Source organism: Nonomuraea sp. 10N515B (assembly GCF_052245915.1).
GTDB lineage: Bacteria > Actinomycetota > Actinomycetes > Streptosporangiales > Streptosporangiaceae > Nonomuraea.
In genome coordinates this window covers 1-14,520 of the sequence record NZ_JBQQBQ010000050.1, presented here as the reverse complement: position 1 = coordinate 14,520, position 14,520 = coordinate 1, and the positions used below count along the sequence as shown (strand labels likewise).

At 67.5% G+C, this 14,520-nt stretch carries 11 protein-coding genes and 2 pseudogenes; 5 read left to right on the top strand and 8 right to left on the bottom strand.

Annotated features, from left to right (window positions below):
* Window positions 1-7 precede the first annotated feature (7 nt).
* Genes ACTWQA_RS44335 through ACTWQA_RS44325 form a run of 3 tightly spaced genes read right to left on the bottom strand, consistent with a single transcriptional unit; the run spans window position 8 to window position 2,098 of the window.
* Window positions 8-868, bottom strand: coding sequence for a fructosamine kinase family protein (locus ACTWQA_RS44335; protein WP_443164890.1), 861 nt, complete (start codon window positions 866-868; stop codon window positions 8-10).
* Window positions 868-1,464, bottom strand: coding sequence for a class I SAM-dependent methyltransferase (locus ACTWQA_RS44330; protein ID WP_443164889.1), 597 nt, complete (start codon window positions 1,462-1,464; stop codon window positions 868-870). The genes ACTWQA_RS44335 and ACTWQA_RS44330 overlap by 1 nt, the downstream gene beginning before the upstream one ends.
* A 40-nt stretch (window positions 1,465-1,504) precedes the next feature.
* The gene (locus ACTWQA_RS44325; RefSeq protein ID WP_443164888.1) at window positions 1,505-2,098 is read right to left on the bottom strand and encodes a hypothetical protein; all 594 of its coding nucleotides are present in this window, start codon (window positions 2,096-2,098) and stop codon (window positions 1,505-1,507) included.
* A gap of 352 nt (window positions 2,099-2,450) precedes the next feature.
* Here ACTWQA_RS44325 and ACTWQA_RS44320 point away from each other — a divergent pair, with 352 nt between their 5' ends.
* Window positions 2,451-4,484, top strand: a complete 2,034-nt coding sequence (locus ACTWQA_RS44320; protein WP_443164887.1) for a cellulose binding domain-containing protein — start codon at window positions 2,451-2,453, stop codon at window positions 4,482-4,484.
* Window positions 4,485-4,520: 36 nt separating this feature from the next.
* Here ACTWQA_RS44320 and ACTWQA_RS44315 read toward each other — a convergent pair whose 3' ends face one another.
* Window positions 4,521-5,000, bottom strand: coding sequence for a hypothetical protein (locus tag ACTWQA_RS44315; RefSeq protein WP_443164886.1), 480 nt, complete (start codon window positions 4,998-5,000; stop codon window positions 4,521-4,523).
* A 241-nt stretch (window positions 5,001-5,241) separates the two neighbouring features.
* Between ACTWQA_RS44315 and ACTWQA_RS44310 the strand changes: the two genes are divergently transcribed.
* The gene (locus ACTWQA_RS44310; protein WP_443164885.1) at window positions 5,242-8,124 is read left to right on the top strand and encodes a BTAD domain-containing putative transcriptional regulator; all 2,883 of its coding nucleotides are present in this window, start codon (window positions 5,242-5,244) and stop codon (window positions 8,122-8,124) included.
* A 301-nt stretch (window positions 8,125-8,425) separates the two neighbouring features.
* Here ACTWQA_RS44310 and ACTWQA_RS44305 read toward each other — a convergent pair whose 3' ends face one another.
* Both ACTWQA_RS44305 and ACTWQA_RS44300 read right to left on the bottom strand, forming a co-directional pair.
* Window positions 8,426-9,538: an ABC transporter substrate-binding protein gene (locus ACTWQA_RS44305; RefSeq protein WP_443164884.1), complete on the bottom strand. Its 1,113-nt coding sequence runs from the start codon at window positions 9,536-9,538 to the stop codon at window positions 8,426-8,428.
* A 133-nt stretch (window positions 9,539-9,671) separates the two neighbouring features.
* The gene (locus tag ACTWQA_RS44300; RefSeq protein ID WP_443164883.1) at window positions 9,672-10,157 is read right to left on the bottom strand and encodes a hypothetical protein; all 486 of its coding nucleotides are present in this window, start codon (window positions 10,155-10,157) and stop codon (window positions 9,672-9,674) included.
* A gap of 225 nt (window positions 10,158-10,382) precedes the next feature.
* On the opposite strand from ACTWQA_RS44300, the pseudogene ACTWQA_RS44295 reads away from it, so the two are divergent.
* A pseudogene (locus tag ACTWQA_RS44295) lies at window positions 10,383-10,493 on the top strand (PIN domain nuclease); the annotation flags it as partial.
* 100 nt (window positions 10,494-10,593) lie between these two features.
* Here the strand turns inward: ACTWQA_RS44295 and ACTWQA_RS44290 are convergent.
* Together ACTWQA_RS44290 and ACTWQA_RS44285 are read right to left on the bottom strand one after the other, a co-directional pair.
* Window positions 10,594-11,001: a PIN domain-containing protein gene (locus tag ACTWQA_RS44290; protein WP_443164882.1), complete on the bottom strand. Its 408-nt coding sequence runs from the start codon at window positions 10,999-11,001 to the stop codon at window positions 10,594-10,596.
* Window positions 10,986-11,246, bottom strand: a complete 261-nt coding sequence (locus tag ACTWQA_RS44285) for a type II toxin-antitoxin system Phd/YefM family antitoxin (protein WP_443164881.1) — start codon at window positions 11,244-11,246, stop codon at window positions 10,986-10,988. Before ACTWQA_RS44285 ends, ACTWQA_RS44290 begins: the two co-directional genes overlap by 16 nt.
* A gap of 809 nt (window positions 11,247-12,055) precedes the next feature.
* Between ACTWQA_RS44285 and ACTWQA_RS44280 the strand changes: the two genes are divergently transcribed.
* Window positions 12,056-13,699 carry a hypothetical protein gene (locus tag ACTWQA_RS44280; protein WP_443164880.1) on the top strand — a complete coding sequence of 548 codons (1,644 nt, stop codon included), beginning with the start codon at window positions 12,056-12,058 and terminating at the stop codon, window positions 13,697-13,699.
* 334 nt (window positions 13,700-14,033) lie between these two features.
* Window positions 14,034-14,381: pseudogene (locus tag ACTWQA_RS44275) on the top strand (transposase); the annotation flags it as partial.
* Window positions 14,382-14,520: the final 139 nt, after the last annotated feature.

The window sequence follows — 14,520 nt, the reverse complement described above, 5'->3', positions numbered from 1 at the left end:
CGCAGGACTAACGCGGGCGGAAGGGCGCGATGATCTCGCGTACCTCCTGTGCGGCGCCCTGGCCGTTGTCGTCGTGGGCGATGTCGCTCAGCAGCTCGCGGAGGTGGAAGACCCGCAGGCGCTCCCGCCAGCCGTCGGCCAGGGGCGCCGCCTCGGCGTACGCGGCGAAGAAACGGTCGGAGGCCGGCGGGCGTGGCCCGCACCAGAGCATGCTCAGGTCGGCCTCGGCCCAGCTGTAGGAGACGGCAGGGTCGATCAGCGCGGGGCCGCCCGCGCGGTCGGCCAGGATGTTCTCGCGCCACAGGTCGCCGTGCGTCAGGACCGGCCGCTGGGGCGGCAGGAGGTCGGGTAGCGCCGCGCAGAGCCGTTCGAGCGATCGGCGCTCCTGGCTGTCGAAGGCGGCCTCCACCAGCGGCTCCGGCAACCAGCGCAGGATGCGGCGCTGGGCGAAGAAGGCGTGCCCGTCCTCGTCCCAGGTGTTGTCCTGGCGCAGCCGCCCGAGCCAGCCGTCCCGGTGCCAGCCGAATCGCTCGCCGGTGACGGTGTGCACGGCGGCGACCGTACGGGCGAGCTCTTCCCAGAACCGCTCGTCGTCGTCCAGACGCGGACGCAGCGGCTCCAGGACGAGCAGGTCGGGTGTCACCGCCAGCACTTCGGGGGCGGCGGCACCGGCGCCGCGCAACACCCGCAGCCCTTCGGCCTCGATCTCGAAGAGATCGGCCCCGGCGCCGTGGAGCGTCTTCGCGAACACCCGGGAGCCGTCCCGCAGGGTGGCCATGCCTGCCATGGCCACCACCCCGCCGGGCGCCGGGTCGGCGGCGACGGCGTCGAATCCGGCTACGCGCAGCCGGGTGAGAAGCTGATCCATCAGTTCGGCTCCCGGTACACGAGCAGGTATCGCCAGAAGAGCAACCGCCGGATGGTCGCCCCGGGCAGCAACGTGGCCGCCTCCTTCCGGATCTCCTCCAACGACATCTCGGGCTGCTTGACCGGCGCCTGCGTGCCCTCCGCCCGCTCCCGAGGCCCCGCGGCGGCGACGGCGAGCCGAGTGGCGGCGTTGACTGGAATGGCGGCCAGGCTCCACGCGTAGTCCACGGCCGACCGCTCCGGATAGCACCCCAGGATGGCCAGCACGCCTCCAGGGGTGAGCGCGTCACGCAGCGCGGCGACGGTGCTGAACGGCACGTGGTGGATGCTCGCCAAGCAGGAGATGTAGTCGTAGTGGCCTTCTGGCAGCTCCATCTCGGTGATGTCGGCGTGGTGGAAACGCGGGCCCCCGCCTTCGGCTTCGGCGGCCTCGATCACCTCCGCCGCCGGGTCCACGGCGTCGACCTGGATCCCGAGGCTCGCGAGCCGCCGCGCGAACCGGCCGGTCCCGCAGCCGACGTCCAGCGCGGTCCGGCAACCGTTCGGCACCCGGCGCAGGAGCGTGCGATGGTAGTGATCGTTGTGGTTGAAAGGCATGCTGTCCTTTCATTCGTCCGGCTCGAGGATGATCACAGCCTCACCTGATGTACGTCAACCGGCGCAGAAGGGCCTCGGCCGGTCCCCGGCGCCCGCGCGGTGCCCGCACGCGGCCAGGGCGATGATCATCGGGGACCGGCGCCGCCCTCCCGCCTGCGGCCGACACGCCCGTCCCGATGACGGCGATCCGGGAGAGCGACGCCCGGTGCGCACCCGGTTCGTCCAGCAACCGGCGGCGCGCCACCCAGATCCCGAAGAGGAAGGCCGGCACAACGCTCACCGCGAAGTACGTGGGCGCCATCGCGGCCCACCCGATCACCCGCATCACCATCGCCGCGACCGGATTGAGCAGGAGCCCGACCAGCCCGTACGCGCCCAGGATGTCACCGAAGAACAGCAGCAGCGCATGGCAGAACCCGAACGCCAGCAGCCACAAGCTCCGGCGGCGTAACACCCCCCCCGCGCCTGCGCCCAGCTCTTGCCCGCGGCGAGCTGCCGGTTCGCCGGACAGGCACATGTGCGCGTGCGCCACCGCGATGAGCAGCAGCATCAGCCCGCGGGCGAGATCGGGGGCGAGAGAGCGCTGATCGAGCGGCACAGCGCCCGGAGGCGGAGCGGATGGGGCGATGGACATGACTCATCCCTCGCCCTCCACACCGCGGTGCTGGAAGAGGTGGCCGAGGTCGGGGTCGCGGGGCTGACGACCTGCGTGGAGACGTTTCGCCAACCGGGGCGCCGCCGAGCGACGCCGACCTGGAAGCCATCGTCGACCAGGCCATCCTGCCCGCCATCGGACGCGGCCCCCGCCCTGCCTTTTATGCGGCCTCTTAAGCGTGGATCGAGCTGAAACCCGCGTCACTCCGGCCCCCGTCGGTGAAAGTTTCAGGTCCGGTTGACGGTCGCGGCGCCATGACCTCATGATCATGCTGCCTCCTGGTCAGGAGGGGGCGTCGAGTGGTGACCGCTATCCATGGCGAGGAGCGCCGATGCCGAAGACCCTGTTACGAGCCGCGTCCGTGATCCTGTTGTCGCTGACCGCCTTGTCCGCCCCCGCGGCGTACGCCGACGACGAGGTCACCCCTGTCGCGGTGACCGTCAACGCCCGCGCCGCACTCGCCACCGTCCCCCAGACGGGCATCGGCACCAACCATGCGATCTGGGACACGAACCTGGGCACCGACGAGACCGCCGACCTGCTCAAGGACATGGGCACGAAGGTGCTGCGGTATCCGGGTGGCTCCTATTCCGACATTTACCACTGGGCCGACCACACCGCCCCCGGCGGATATGTAGCGCCCAACACCGACTTCGACACGTTCATGAGCGGCGTGCGCCGGACCGGAGCCCAGGCGATGGTGACCGCCAACTACGGCACGGGGACCGCCGAGGAGGCTGCGGCCTGGGTGCGGCATGCCAACGTCACCAAGGGCTACGGCATCAAGTACTGGGAAATCGGCAATGAGAACTACGGCAACGGCCATTACGGCTCCGCCTGGGAAGCGGACAATCATGCCGACAAGAGTCCGGCCGAGTACGCCCGCCACGTCGTGGCCTACTCCGACGCCATGAAGGCGGTCGACCCGACCATCAAGATCGGCGCGGTGCTGACCACCTCGGCCAACTGGCCCGACGGGCTCGTCGGCGAAGGGGACGCCGGAACCTGGAACAAGGTCGTCCTGTCCATGGCGGGCCCGAAGATCGACTTCGTGATCGTGCACTGGTATCCGGGTGCCCTGGACAAGGTCGGCCACGTACCCGACATGATCCACCTCACCCGCGAGCAGATCGCCAAGTACGCCGGACCCGGGTCGGAGCGGATCGGCATCGCGATGACCGAGTTCAACACCGGGAGCAGCAGCGCCGGCACGACCACCCAGCCCGGCGCCCTGGCTGCCGCCGACGCGTACGCGACGCTGCTGGCGAATGGGGTGTTCACGGTCGACTGGTGGAACGTCCACAACGGCATCGGCCCCGTCACGCAGGTCGAAGGCCACACCGACTACGGCGACTTCGGCCTGCTGTCGAGCGCGACGTGCACCTCCGACAACTCGGTCTGCGAGCCGCCGCTGAACACGCCCTTCGCGCCGTACTACGCGCTGCAGATGATGAGCAAGTTCGCCCGCCCGGGGGACCAGTTCGTCCGCGCCGCGACCGACCAGCCGAAGGTCACCGCGCACGCCGCCCGCCGTCCCAACGGCGACCTGGCGGTCATGCTGATCAACACCTCGTCCGACACGTCGTACCCGATCGCGCTCGACTACTCCGGCTTCCGCCCGGCGTCGGGTGCGGCCACCGTACTGACCCACACCAACGGCGCCACGAGCATCACCACCTCGACCGCGGAAAGCCCGACGCTGCCCCCGCTCTCCCTCACCACGCTCGTCCTGCGCCCCGCCACGTCCCAGACCGGCCTCCCGGCCGCCCCCGGCCAGCCGGCCGCGTCGAACATCACGGACAAGACCGCCACGATCTCCTGGCCCGCCGCCTCCCCCGGCGCTCGCCCGATCGCCAAGTACGAGATCCACCGCCAGAACGCAGCCATCAGCGAACAACTCGGCGAGACGACCGGCACGTCGTTCACCGCGCACAACCTCAAGCCGGGCACCCGCTACACGGTCAACGTGATCGCCCGTGACAGCGGCGGCAGCGTTTCCTGGTCCTCGCCACCGCTGACCTTCACCACGGGCACCCCCGCCACGAGCTCCTGCACCGTGAAGCTCACCAACCAGACGGACTGGGCCAGCGGCTACGTAGGCGCCATCGAGATCACCAACAACGGCGCGCCGATCAACGGCTGGACTCTGAACTTCACCTGGCCGAGGCCATGGCAGAGCCTCGGAAGCGGCTGGAGCGCCGTCTGGACGCAGACCGGGTCGGACGTCAAGGTCGTGAACGAGTCCGGCAACGGATCACTCGCCACGGGCGCGTCCACCACGATCGGATTCGTCGGCAACTACAGCGGCCCGAACGTCCTGCCCACGGTCTTCACCCTCAACGGAACCGTCTGCGGGAGCGCCTAGCGAACGCGCGGCCCGGCCGGCAGGCCGGGCCGCGCGTCACAAGATGACCCGCCCGGCGAGCTTGTCACCGTTCGACGGGACAGCCAGGCAGTACGACGTCCTGGACCTCGGCCAATCCTCCGCCGCCGGGACGAGCACGCCGATCTTGACCTCGTCTCTCCTTGACGGCACGTACCGCATCCTGGGCCGGCACCCGTCCCGGCTCAGCCGCCGCACCTCGGTGTCCCCCGGCCATGGGCCTTCGGGAACCACGTACGTGGTGGCGAACTCCGCCGAATGCGGCACCGTACAGGGCACCACCGTCACGATGAGGTCCACGGGCAGCGGTTCGATGCAGTCACCTGGCCGCAGTCCGGTGGCGTGAAATCGCTTCGCGGCGGGGTGCACGGTCTGCCCCGCGGGGGCGGGCGGAATCGTCCCGGTGGAGGACGCCGTCTCGCCGGAACCGGCGAAGGACGCGCCGCAGCCGGCCAGTGCGCCCGCCAGGCACACGACCGCGAATGGGTGACGGATCACGAGGCCAGACGATGGCAGCCGGAGATCGCGATGTGGTCTCCAGCACAAATCGAGTCCGTCCCGGCGAGCAGGAGTGGCTGAACCAGGTGCCCACTCACGGAGGCCACAGCCGGCGCTCCCGCCCTGCCCTCGCCACTATCGTGCGCAGTGGTGTTCGATTGGCGAAAAATATGCTTTGAGGTATAACAGCGGGCATATCCGCATCTGCGCGGAGCTTTGCTACAGAGGGAACGGTCCATAGGTGAGCGCTGAACCTGCCGGCCTCCACTTCTCCGTCTTGGGCCCACTGGCGGTAACGCACGCGGGCGAACCACTCGACCTCGGGGGCACCCGCGTCAAAGCCCTGCTGGCGACACTCCTCATCGCGCAGGGCAAGGTCGTGACCACCGATCGCATCATCGACGCGGTATGGGGAGAACAGGCTCCGAACAGTGCCGTGGCCACCCTGTATTCGTACATCACCAGGCTGAGAAAAACCTTGGAACCAGACCGGCTCCCCCGCGCGGCCACAGGCCTGCTCGACCGCCAGGGTCCGGGCTACGTCCTGCGCGTCAGGCCGGAAGCGGTGGACTCGGAACGCTTCGCCGCTCTGGCCGAGCGCGGCGCGAGGCTGCTGCCGGACGATCCACCGGCGGCGGCGGAAAGCCTCTCGACCGCGCTCGCGCTGTGGCGCGGCCCCGCGTATGCCGACCTCGGCGACTCCGAGGTGGCCAACGCCGAGATCGCCCGCCTGGACAACGCCCGGCTGGCCGCCCGCCAGGACCACGCGGCGGCCCGCCTCTCCATGGGCGCGACCGTCCAGGCGGTGGGCGAACTCGAGTCACTGGTCCGCGAGCACCCGCTGGCCGAGCGGTCCTGGGAGCTGCTCGCGCTCGCCCTGTACCGGAGCGGCCGCCAGGGAGACGCCCTGGCCGCACTCCGCTCGGCACGCGAGCAACTGATCGAGGAGCTCGGCGTGGACCCCGGCCCTTCACTGCGCGCCGTGGAGGCGGCGGTGCTCCGGCAGGACCCCGCCCTGGACTGGCGGGCTCCGAAGGAGGCGGCGGCGATCATCGAGCCCGCCGAGCCGAAGGAGCCTGCCCGCCCGCGGCTTCCGGCGCCGCTGACCCGCCTCATCGGGCGTGATGCCGCCGTGGCCGCGGTGAAGGACCTGCTCACCGCGCACCGGCTGGTGACGATCATCGGTCCCGGCGGCGCCGGCAAGAGCCGCCTGGCTCTGGAGATCGCCCGGGAGCACCAGGACGGGGACGGCCCCTGGTTGGCCCTCCTCGCCGACGTGACAGACACCGGGCTGCTGCCGGCCGCGGTCGGCGCGGCGATGGGCACGGCCATCACGGGCAGCACCGACCACCTCGCCGCGTCGATCGGCGACCGGGAGATGCTGCTGGTCCTCGACAACTGCGAGCATCTGGTCGACGCGGTCGCGCCACTGGCGGAGACGCTGCTGTCCCTCTGTCCCGGCCTGCGGCTCCTCGCCACGAGCCGGGAGCAGCTGGCCGTCACGGGCGAGGCGACCTGGGATCTGCCGCCGCTGGACCCCGATGGGGCGGCCGCCGAGCTTTTCACGGAGCGGTCCCTCGCGGTCCGTCCCGGCCGGCATCCACGGTACGACGAACGGCAGCTGATCTCCCGGATCTGCCGGGAGCTGGACGGCCTCCCCCTGGCCATCGAGCTCGCGGCGGCCCAGACCCGCGTCCTGTCCCTGGAACAGATCGCCGACGGGCTCCACGATCGGTTCGCGTTGCTGGCCACCGGCTCCCGCACCGCCCCGGAGCGCCATCGAAGCCTGGAGGCGGCCATCGCGTCGAGCGTGCGCCTGCTCACCGAGCCCGAGAGGGAGCTGCTCGGCTGCCTGAGCCACTTCGAGGGCGGCTTCGACCTGGAGGCGGCCGAGCGGGTGGCGGGGCCTCCGGCGGTCCTGCACAGACTGGGTGGGCTCGTCGCCAAATCGCTGGTCACGGTGGACGGCGCCGCCGTGCCCCGGCGTTACCGGATGCTGGAGTCCATACGGCAGTACGCCCTTCGCACGCTGTCCGGCGACGAACGGGCCCGGTGGGCCGGCCGCCATCTCGCGTGGGCGGTGGAGCTGGCCGAGACGGCCGAACGGCGCCTGCGCACCTTCGACGGGGAGCTGTGGCTGCGCCGGCTCCGGCACGAGCAGGCGAACACGCGTGCCGCACTGAGCCACGCCCTGGCCACGGGCGACGGGGACTCCGCGCTGCGCATCGCCAGCGCGCTGTCGTGGTTCTGGTATCGCAACGGCGACGTACACGAAGGCATCGCGCGGCTGTCGGAGGCCCTCGATCGCGCAGGCGCCGACCACCCTGGGCGAGGGCAGGCGCTGATCGGGCGGGCGTTGCTCCGCTACCTGGCGGGCGACCCGTTCGCCGGGAACGACGACGTCGTGCTGGCACTGCGGGAGGCCGAGGCCATCGGCGACGTCGAGGTCATGGCCCGCGCCCTGCCGTACCGGGCATACTTCCTCCAGCTCAGCGGCGACCCGGACCAGGCGCAGCGCACGCTCGCCGCGGGCTGGACGCATGTACGGGCGGCGGGGCTGCCATGGGTCGAGGCCGAGCTGATGATGGTGCGCGGACAGATCACCAGGGTGGCCGGCGATCCGCTGCTCGCCGCCGGGCAGCTCGTGCAGGCCGCCGACATCGCCGAGGCCTGCGGCCACGACTGGGCGTACTGCTCGTCGGGCTGGATCGGGGCGAAGGTCGCCATGGACCTGGGCGACACCGGCCGGGCGGTCCAGCAGGCGGCCCGGCTGGTCGTGCATCTCGACCGCGTGCAGGACGTGACCTCCTGGCTGGCCTGTGCCCACGTGCTCGCCGGCGCCCTCGGCATGTCGGGCCGGGCGGCGGACGGCGCAGTGCTCCTCGGCACGGTGTCGGCCATCGGCTCCCGGGTGGGCTACTCCCCCGAGCTCATGGACCCGCTGGACGGCCCCCGGAACGTGGCCGCCGTGCGCACCGCCCTCTCGCCGGACGTGTACGAGGAGGCGACGGCCATGGGGGCGAGCCTCACGAAGGAGGACGCCACGGCTATGGCGCGCCGCCTCATCGTGAGCACCCCGGGCGACGACGGCCGGCAGACGGTCCTGCGCAACGACTACTCCTGACGGAACGCACTATGCCTCGTGCATGGGACGGCGATCACGCGGCGAATGTCCTTCACCCACAGGCGAGGAGGGCCCTGATCAAGGGATGGAGGTCTGCGCCGTGGTGAAGGCCGCTACGCCGGCCGGGGTCGGCGGAAAGCCGGAGGTGGCCAGCAGGCGGGCGCGGCTGCGGGCCCGGGTGTTCTCTCCGGGGTCGATGATCGCCTCAGACCTGGACCCATCGGCAGCTGATCGACGGCATACGGTGAGGTAGACAGCCTCAAGTTCGGACCGATCTGGGCGGTCGGACCTCCGTGCTCTCTCAGCTGGCGTGGAGGATCCGAAAGCGTTCGGGTTCCGCCGGATCTCGATCAACGACTTGGATTGGCGCCCACGCCCATTGCCACACGCTGATGCCTGGCGTGCGGGAGAACTGGATCTGCCCGCGGGTGCCTTCGACTGCGACGCGCGGCCAGGATGCGGCAATGCGCGCCCGGTCCGCGCCATGAGAACGCAGCACATCGGCGAGGACGGCGACTGTGTCGTAGCCCTCGAAGGCGACGAAAGAGGGCGCTTCGCCTAGCCGCTCGCGAAGGACCGTCTCAACTCGTGCACCCAGTGAGCTGAGACGCTCGGGCAGGTAGCGCAGGAACGGGATCGCGGCGCTGTCGTCGCCCAGCAACCTCGCCCATTCGGCGAACTCCGGCTGCCCGGCCGGAGCACCAATCATGATCTCAGCGAGACGCCGGTCGCGGCGGACAGACTTGACGATCGACACTGCCGGCTCCGGGTGGCCGACCAGAAGAAGCAGGGCTGTCGCGCGAATGTCGACAAGTTCGTCGCATACAGCCGTGGGGGCGAGCCCGCGCATGTCGAGTTCGATGACGGTGCCGCCGCGTGGAGCGAGATAGTCCCGCAGAATGCGAGCCCCAGTGCCCCAGTAGACACTCGACTCGACTGCTACGGCGATCCGACTGTGCCCCACGCCGAGAAGGAAGTCTGCGTAGATTTGCCAGCCGTGGGACTGCGCCGGAGCGAGGCGCGCGACCCATTCCGTTGGCTGCTCGGTGAGCGCGTCGAGAACCGCTGACGAGCAGAGGAACGGCAGGCCGAGGGCGTCGGCCCTGGCGGCAGCGGCGCGAGCGACGACGCTGTGGTACTCCCCCGCCAAGGCAGCCACGCCCAGGCGAGCCAATTCATCTGCGGCCGCCGCGGCTCTCTGTGGATCAGCCGCGGTGTCCCGGACCACCAGCTCGAGTGGTCTTCCGACGATCCCGCCGGCGTCATTGACTTCGCGAACGGCCAGCTCGAGTCCAGCGAGCAAGTGTCGGCCTGCCTCGACCCAGCCAGGCCGAGTCAACGGAACGAGAGCGCCGATCCGGAGGGATGATCCGTCAGTCCGCCCGGCTCCAGGTGGCGATGATGGCGTATTCATGCGTTGGCGTCTCTCGTGTGACGATTCGGTGGCAGCTTGCCCGGATCGCAGAGTATTGCCCACCGGCAGCGACGGCTCCAGCCGCCCCCACCGGCCGTTCGTCAGATGACCACGTCCCCCAGGCCGTGATCATCTATGCCTTTGATCCACTTTCCGCGATCGCTGCTCTACGAACCCGGACTCCGGCGATCAACAGCAGGCCCACGCTTCCGTAACCGGTCATCAGAAGGAGGCGCCACACCATCCACGAAAGCCTTCCCTCCCATCCCGCGCAGCTGAGCATGAGGAAATACGAGAACGACATGAATGCCCAGTGGAGCGCCACCACCGCACCAACCAGAGCTGCCATCAGCCCCACCACTGTCCCGGGCCACCGCTTCGGCCAGGCGGCGACCACTCCGGACAGCAGGACGCTCACCATCGGCAGAACGTGCAGGACCAGGTTCTGCTCGTACGTGTACGCCACCTGCTGCCGGAGATCAAGCCACACCCATTCCAGGTCGGACCACAGCTCGGCCAAGCCCGATGGAAGAGGGCCATAACTGACGCAGCCCACCGCACCGTCGCTCTCGAAGAGCGCCGGCAGCCACAGGGATAGGAAGCTCAGCAGACTGGCCACCCACGCGGCCAACCACCATCGGAGATAACGCCACCGGGACATGGCCTGCCTTGCTCAAGGAGATCGTCAGAGGCGGCCATTGTTCCAGCAGACTCGCCATGTCGAAGCGCGGCACCGATCACGAGCACGGCCCGCCATCTCCTGCTGGCTCGAGCCGGACTGCTCGGCTCGGTCTCGCCCGGTGGGGACGGCCCGTAGGGGACGGCTTGCGCTTCTCCGGTCGATCTCCTCATGGCGGTAACGGCTCGGCATCACAAGCTCACTGTGCTGCACGCCGACCGCGACTTCGAGACCATCGCCCGCCTGACCGGGCAGCCGGTGCGATGGATCAGCTGAAGCGTCTCTCGGCCCCAGCCGCAAATCGGCGTGGCTGCTGAAGCAGCCTCATGAGCTGCGATGCCGGCGAGACTCGCCAGCGAGAACGCGCCGTCACCGATCAGCGAGGAACGACCTGAGCCCGCACGCCCGGAAGATCATCGAAAGCGGCCGATGAGTCCATAGTGAGAATGGTTCTCGCGGTAGTGGCGGCCGTAGCGGCGATCAAGAGGTCATACGCTCCCCTCGCCTTGCCCTCGCGCCGGACATATGCCATGAGCCGAGCATGAACCCTGGCGACGTCGGTGGTGTACTCCTCAACTGGGACCAAGGCCAGGAGCTCATCCACAAAGGCTTGGCGGCTAGGGCGGCGTGCGTCGTCGGCCAGCTCCACCTCGACGAGCAACTCCGCAACACTGATCGCGGCGATGGCCACATCATCGGCATCCCCGATCACCGCGTCCACGGACGCCTTCCCCCGTTCGGCAGCGATGAGCACATCGGTGTCAAGGATCAGGCGTCGGGCCATGTGCTCCTCATCTCATCCTCGACCGACTCCCGAGCCGCCTCGATGTCAGCCTCGAAATCGGCATCCAGCGTTCCAGCACTTCTGGCGAGAAACGCCTTGACCATACGACCGGGCGCGGTAGGCGCGGGGCCGATCATCGCGATCCGCTTCCCACCACGGGTGACCATGATGGTCTCGCCTCGCTCGGCCTCATCGAGAACCGCTGCGAAGCTTTGTGAGGCTTCAGTGGCAGTCATCACCTTCATGTAATCGGATTATCTGATCCCACACGCGCTCGAGTGGCCGCCGAGCAAAGCCGTGCCCCCAGCCGCAAAGGCCTGGGAGGTGACGACCGTCCACCAAACGTCGCCGTCAGCGGACCAAAAATGCCCCGGAGCCATCCTCGCCTCGGGGCATCTTGGCTGGTCAGTTGCTGTGGTCAGGGCGGGGTCGAACCGCCGACTCAGGCGGAGCAATCAGCCTGCTGGGCTGACGAAGACCGTGGTAAGGCGCGTGTGTGCGGTGGCGCGGATGCGTCGGCGTGTGGGGACGTTGCTGTCAGGGCTGCTGTCATCTCAGCCATCATCACCCGGCGCCGGGGCCCGGCAAAGGAGAGCCTCCACGTCGATCGCCCCAGCCGGCCGACAAGTGGCAAGTGGCCGATCGTCACCGCCTTGACCACCGACAGGGTCGGGCGAGACGAGAACGAGCGGCGGCAACGCCCGTTGAGGTAGCTCGCGTTCTCACAAGAAATTCGAGATGGCACTCGGCGAGTGTGCCACTCCCTGAGCACTTGATTACGTGCACACGACGATCAGGTACTCAGCGCCCCGCAACCCCGCAGGATCAGTGTGACCCAAGCAGGCGATGGACGTTGTTGCTCGCGGCCGTTGCTGTATGACACTGCTGCACAAGCCACCGAGTCAGATGATGTCTTCGATGTGGAGCCATCACGATCTGACCGATGCTAAAGCAAAGGAGAACCCTGCGATCTAGGATCTGTATACGGCGCCTTTTACTAGGAGGTAGCGTGACAGACCAGCCGCCATCACGGGCCCCGCGTGACCCCGGCCGGATGACTACGCTCGTCGGAGCACTTCTCACTCTGATCGTAACCTGGCTCACCTGGCTTCTCACAAAGGAATACATATTCACCGGCTTGGCCCTAACGGCCTGCGCAATTGTCGGCCTTCTAGTCTGGGCGTTCCACCGGACAATAGCAGACATATTTCATAATTTGGCAAGGGGCGTGACTTCCCCTATCAAGGCCGGTATAAAGCACGCGGGCACCAGGAAGCCTCTGATCGCGCTAGCAGGTATCATCGCTCTGATCGGAACCTTTCTCGTCTGGCGAGAAACGCTCGCACCATGGCCGCTTCCCAGTCCTGAGTGTGCGCACCTGGGCTCAGAGAAGACTGCGCAGGTTTCTGCCGCGCACGTTCAGGGCAACGTGCGCCAGCTGATCGCTCAGGAGAACAGGCGAGTCACAACCCTCGGGAAGGGAAAGTACGTCACCATCGCATTCCTTGGCACCCTTGACGACAGCCAGGGATTGGCCGATGATCGTGTGACGCACCAGCTTGAGGGTGCCTACATTGGGCAGCTTAGGGCCAACCGGGGCTCCGCCGGCCTGGGGCAGGCACCACAGATCCGTCTGGAGCTCATCGAGCTCGGGCCCGATCAGAATAACTGGAAAAAGGCGATAGCTAGGGTCAAGGCCATGGCAGCCGGACCGGAACACCTTGTAGGTGTGACGGGTATGGGCGTGAGTCACCGCAACACTGTCAGTATGGCGCGAGCACTTGCCGCAGCGAATATCCCGATGGTAGGCGACGTGCTCACCGCCGACGGCTTGAACATGACCGGCCGGGTCGATGGCGGCAGTAGGATAAATGGCCTGTTTCGGATGCCTCATGAAATCAACAAGCAGTTCTCAGCGATTGATTGCTACCTACGCGGAGTCAACACCGGACTTGAGTCGGCACTACTCGTGGAAGACGCAGCAAACGGGACCGATCAACCAGATATTTACGCAAAATCACTCGCCGCAGCCTTCCGTAGACAGCCTTTCGGCGATTATCTCAAGGCTGGCGGAAATATCGTCAACCAGTTTGGAGGCGAGGGCAGCTCTAAAGAGCAACTCGACAATGAATTTGGCAGGATATCCGGCAACTTTTGCGGTGAACCGAAACCAGACATCGTGTTCTACGCCGGCCGCGCCGCATATCTACCGAGTTTTCTCGGAAACCTACGCAAACGCAACTGCGCAGACTTGAATCCGATAACCGTAATCACCGGGTCAGATGCATCGAGTCTCGCGCATCAGAAGGACCTGGCGAAGGATCTGGCCGCGAAGCAGGTGAGGGTTCTCTACGTGCCACTTGCTCACCCAGCTGATCTGAACGATGCTGCAAACCGTGACCGGGACCTCTATCGGGACTTCGCCTCACTCTTCAGTAAGAGCTTCAACGAAGATGACCTACTCGACGGCTGGGCAATCATGGCGCACGACTCCTTCGTCACTGTAGCGAAGGCAACGCGCAACGCCTACACAGGTAAGGCATTGCCCACGCCCCGCCAGGTACAGATTCAAATAGGCCTGTTCACATCGGAGACCAACGACGTGCCTGGCGCAACCGGGCACTTCACCATCGAGTCGGAGACCGGAGACCGCAAAGGCGGGTTCCGACCAGTCGTACACTCGTTCGGAGCGGAGTGAGGCTCGTACGCGACCGTGATCAGCGGGGACATCGGCGAGGCCTTTCCGCATCACTCACGACGGATAGGTCATCGCTGAGGTCGCCCGCACCGCCAAACCGATCGCCCGGTTCGAGTCCGCAAGCCCCAGCGCCAACGGACAATGATCACCCTGCGCATGTACACCCACGTCATCCGAACAAGCAGCGACCGCCGACGTCTTCTCCAGAGCCATCAACAGCGGTCGCGTCCCAGACGGACACTGTTGGCGAATCCACCAAAGCCGAAGGGCCTGGCTGATCTGTCTTCCGAGAGCACGATGAGCACATTCACCAGCATCGTGAGAGTTGATCAAGATGTCGCTCCATCCCCGTGCTCCGGGTGAGATCCCGCTCAGACGGAACAGATCGCCCGCCGCGCCTTTCCCCAAGGGCTGCCTGTGCATGCGTCTGCGTGACGCACTCGGTCCGCTGTTCGCCGACCAGGACTTCCGCGACCTGTTCCCACAGCGGCCAGCCCGCCTGGTCACCGCACCAGCTCGCGATCGTCTCCGTCCTGCAATTCCTGGAGAATCTCTCCGATCGCCAAGCGGCAGCCGCCGTACGCGCCCGCATCGACTGGAAATACCTGCTCGGGCTGGAGCTGACGACCCTGGCCTCGACCACTCCGTGCTGAGTGAGTTTCGAGACCGCCAGCTCGCCGGCACTCGCCCCGAACGGCCGCGCCCATGGAGGTGGTGTTTGAGAAGGTCACCCGTAATCGGTGACTATTAGGAAGCAATCGCCTCAATAGTCACTTTAGCATCGTTTGTCTTGTTTTTGGAATCGGATGAATCGGTGTTCT

Coding starts and splice junctions, on each gene's coding strand:
- ACTWQA_RS44335 (WP_443164890.1), bottom strand. CDS start 868: ATGGATCAGCTTCTCACCCGGCTGCGCGTAGCCGGATTCGACGCCGTC.
- ACTWQA_RS44325 (WP_443164888.1), bottom strand. CDS start 2,098: ATGTCCATCGCCCCATCCGCTCCGCCTCCGGGCGCTGTGCCGCTCGAT.
- ACTWQA_RS44285 (WP_443164881.1), bottom strand. CDS start 11,246: ATGAAGGTGATGACTGCCACTGAAGCCTCACAAAGCTTCGCAGCGGTT.
- ACTWQA_RS44280 (WP_443164880.1), top strand. CDS start 12,056: ATGACTACGCTCGTCGGAGCACTTCTCACTCTGATCGTAACCTGGCTC.
- ACTWQA_RS44290 (WP_443164882.1), bottom strand. CDS start 11,001: ATGGCCCGACGCCTGATCCTTGACACCGATGTGCTCATCGCTGCCGAA.
- ACTWQA_RS44330 (WP_443164889.1), bottom strand. CDS start 1,464: ATGCCTTTCAACCACAACGATCACTACCATCGCACGCTCCTGCGCCGG.
- ACTWQA_RS44320 (WP_443164887.1), top strand. CDS start 2,451: ATGCCGAAGACCCTGTTACGAGCCGCGTCCGTGATCCTGTTGTCGCTG.
- ACTWQA_RS44305 (WP_443164884.1), bottom strand. CDS start 9,538: ATGAATACGCCATCATCGCCACCTGGAGCCGGGCGGACTGACGGATCA.